The sequence below is a fragment of the Crocosphaera watsonii WH 8501 genome, from assembly GCF_000167195.1.
Taxonomy (GTDB): domain Bacteria; phylum Cyanobacteriota; class Cyanobacteriia; order Cyanobacteriales; family Microcystaceae; genus Crocosphaera; species Crocosphaera watsonii.
Genome location: NZ_AADV02000264.1, coordinates 1 through 3,767, shown reverse-complemented (window position 1 = coordinate 3,767; position 3,767 = coordinate 1). Strand labels below are relative to the sequence as shown.

Genomic DNA, 3,767 nt, shown 5'->3' with positions numbered 1-3,767 from the left:
CAAAAAATAACTAGCTTTATAATCGACAATTTCCTTAGGTCATCCCACATACTTAGCACGTGGAAGGACCATAATTGATATTTTAACTATGCCAACCAGCAAATGAGTAATAAGGATGATAAATTAAGGTAGATAATCCCCCTTTCCTAAACACACCACTTCCTAAGCAAACTGAGGCCGATACAGTAACCGGCACGATAGTTTTAACCCCTTGAAGTCTTCTGGGGTAATAGTATATGTCCAAAATTGACCTTGATAAACCTCTAAGCTTTCCGATGCTGTCTTTCATGATTATCTTCTCGGTTAGTTAACCCTTAAAATTGTATCGTTTTTTACGGAAAAAAAGGACTTTTTTGATAATTATAAAGTTCATATTAAATTTTAACTGTCTTCTCAATTATTTGAGCTATTATTGTTTTCTAAAAATGCTGATAATGTAGATATAATTAGTAACAGATATCGAATTGTAAAATAATCCTATGATTGTAACCTTTGAACAGAATTAAAGAGCTAGAATAATTATTGTAATAAGTAAGGTGCTAGGCAGAGAGAAACAATTTAGCGACCGATAAAGTGTGGTGTGATGTAGTGCAAGTCCCGTGAACTAATCTAGTTTAGGGCAAGTTCGATCAAACAGCAGTTTGTTTGTTATTAAAACACTGCTCCTTACACTCTTTGGAGGTCAAAATGGTTAACAATTCAGCTAAGTTTATTGCTTTAGGTACAGTAGCAACTGTTGGTGTACTTGGTTTAGTTTCCGAAGCGCAAGCTCAACATTTCGTCTATCCTCAAGAATTAGAAAGAGAGGAAGAGATCGCTTATGTTGACTGGGACAGCAATCCTGGCCCCCGTGCTTTTGAACGCAAGATGCAGAAAGTTGTCTTTGAATGTGTTCCTCAAGCAGATGGCAGTTATGCCACTGAAGAACGGGTAGTAGAAATTACTTTTAATCCTGCAAAGGCTGCTCCCGTCGGTAGCACTTTCGATCCTCATAACCCCTATAGTGGTGGTGTTTATTCAAGTGAGGATATTTCTTCCCAATACATCGCATTGGGTGAATTAGGTGGACAACCCATGATTCTCTGGAATGAGAATGTTCCTTCCAGTAATCCAGAAGGGTTATATACTCCCGAAAGTCGTTGTCAAACCGTTAGTGCGCGCTTAACCAATCTCGCCTATGCCTTTGGTGAAACTACTCCTGTAGGTGTTGCTCAAGCATTCACCGAAAGAATGGCTACAGGTATTGTTAACGGAGAAAGAGTTATCTTCATCTCCTACGATCCTGAAAACGTTTCTACCGAAAATGTAGTCTTAACTTTAAGACCTGAAAATGGTGCTACATTCGCAGAAGCTCAAAGAACCTTGGCTCAGTTCAACAATTCTATTTCCCCCGCAATTGGTGGTTTAGAAGAAGATCCTGCTAAGTTTCCTCCCATTCGAGAGTAGATTATAACCACAGGGAAAGACGTTCAAAACCTTTGTATTCTTTCCCTTCCATCTAGAGAGTTAGTCAGTTACTGCTCTCTATTTTTTTGTCTACACATAATAAAACTTGCAACTAATCTGAGAATTACGTTAAATTTAATTAAGTTGGGTCTGCAATTTCAGCACAACTCTCGTCTATATAACTAAAATCTTGACAAAAAACATATTTTGTGTTAAGAAAATCAAATTCACTCACCTAAGAGAAACCTTAACTTATGAAAATATCTTGGAGAACCCTATTACTCTGGACATTACCACTATTGGTGGTGGGATTTTTCCTCTGGCAGGGAGCTTTCCCCGCAACATCAACTCCCATGGGGAACAACACAGCTAACACCCGTATGACCTACGGACGCTTCCTAGAATATTTAGATTCTGGTCGTATCCTCAGTGTGGACCTTTATGAAGGGGGACGCACCGCCATTGTCGAAGCGGTTGACCCAGAAATTCAAGATCGTGTACAGCGTTCACGGGTTGATCTTCCCATGAACGCCCCTGATCTAATTAGTAAGATACGTCAGTCTGACGTAGACTTAGAATCCCACCCCATCCGTAACGAAGGGGCATTATGGGGCTTTTTGGGCAATTTATTATTTCCCATTCTCCTGATTGGCGCGTTATTCTTTTTATTCCGTCGTTCCAGTAACTTACCCGGTGGGCCAGGACAGGCCATGAATTTTGGTAAGTCTAAAGCTCGTTTCCAAATGGAAGCCAAAACCGACATCATGTTCGATGATGTGGCCGGTATCGATGAAGCTAAAGAAGAATTACAAGAAGTTGTCACCTTCTTAAAACAGCCCGAACGTTTCACCGCAGTTGGCGCGCGCATTCCTAAAGGAGTGTTATTAGTGGGACCTCCTGGAACAGGTAAAACCCTCTTAGCTAAAGCGATCGCCGGGGAAGCTGGTGTACCTTTCTTCAGCATTTCAGGTTCTGAGTTCGTAGAAATGTTCGTCGGTGTTGGTGCGTCCCGTGTTCGTGATTTATTCAAGAAAGCCAAAGAAAATGCCCCTTGTCTCATCTTTATCGATGAAATTGACGCAGTTGGCCGTCAACGTGGTGCCGGTATCGGTGGCGGTAACGACGAACGGGAACAAACCTTAAACCAGTTATTAACCGAAATGGACGGGTTTGAAGGCAATACAGGAATCATTATTATTGCTGCTACCAACCGTCCCGATGTCCTTGACTCTGCTTTAATGCGTCCCGGCCGTTTTGACCGTCAGGTGATTGTAGACGCTCCTGACTTCAAAGGACGGATCGAAATCTTAGAAGTTCACGCTCGCAACAAAAAATTAGCCCCCGATGTCTCTATTGAGACCATCGCCCGTCGTACTCCTGGGTTTAGTGGTGCTGACTTAGCTAACTTACTCAACGAAGCTGCTATTTTAACCGCCCGTCGTCGTAAGGAAGCCGTTACCTTACTAGAAATTGACGACGCTGTGGATCGGGTGGTTGCTGGTATGGAAGGAACCCCCTTAGTAGATAGTAAGAGTAAGCGTCTCATCGCCTATCATGAGGTTGGTCATGCGATCGTTGGAACCTTAGTTAAGGATCACGATCCCGTACAAAAAGTTACTTTAATCCCCCGTGGGACAAGCTCAAGGTTTGACCTGGTTTACCCCCAACGAAGAACAAGGGTTAACTACCAAAGCACAGCTTATGGCCCGCATTGCCGGAGCTTTAGGCGGTCGTGCAGCGGAAGAAGAGGTATTTGGTTACGATGAGGTAACAACAGGTGCTGGTGGCGATTTACAGCAGGTCTCAGAAATGGCTCGTCAGATGGTGACTCGTTTCGGTATGAGTGAGCTTGGTCCTCTTTCCTTAGAAAGTTCCTCTGGTGAAGTATTTTTAGGCGGTGGTTTAATGAACCGTTCTGAATACTCTGAAGAAGTGGCCATGAAAATTGATAGCGAAATGCGAATCTTAGCAGAAGAAGGCCATAAATTAGCTCGTCCAATTGTCCGTGACAACCGCGAAGTGGTAGATCGCTTGGTGGAATTGTTGATCGAAAGAGAAACTATTGGTGGAGAAGAGTTCCGTCAATTTGTAGCTGAATACACCGAATTCCTGACACGAACAGTTTGTCCTCAGTTATAATTACCTAGAACTAGAAAAAAGGGGCGAACGATCCGTCTTTTTGGGCTTAATCTTTTAATTGTCACTGACCAGATTGCTTGGTAACATTCCATCATTTCCAGTGGGACGTTGGGTAAACAGACCTACTTTACTGTACTTGGATTAACACGTTATTCACTTTCCAATTCATCCTAATTGTTTTT

Annotated in this window: 1 protein-coding gene and 1 pseudogene; both read left to right on the top strand. The window is 42.4% G+C overall.

Annotated features, from left to right (window positions below; translation table 11 throughout):
• The first annotated feature begins 687 nt into the window (after positions 1-687).
• A complete protein-coding gene (locus tag CWATDRAFT_RS30400; RefSeq protein ID WP_007308552.1) occupies positions 688-1,446 on the top strand; it encodes a COP23 domain-containing protein in 759 nt (252 codons plus the stop codon).
• Positions 1,447-1,700: 254 nt separating this feature from the next.
• Positions 1,701-3,593: pseudogene (gene ftsH2 / locus CWATDRAFT_RS30395) on the top strand (ATP-dependent zinc metalloprotease FtsH2).
• Positions 3,594-3,767: the final 174 nt, after the last annotated feature.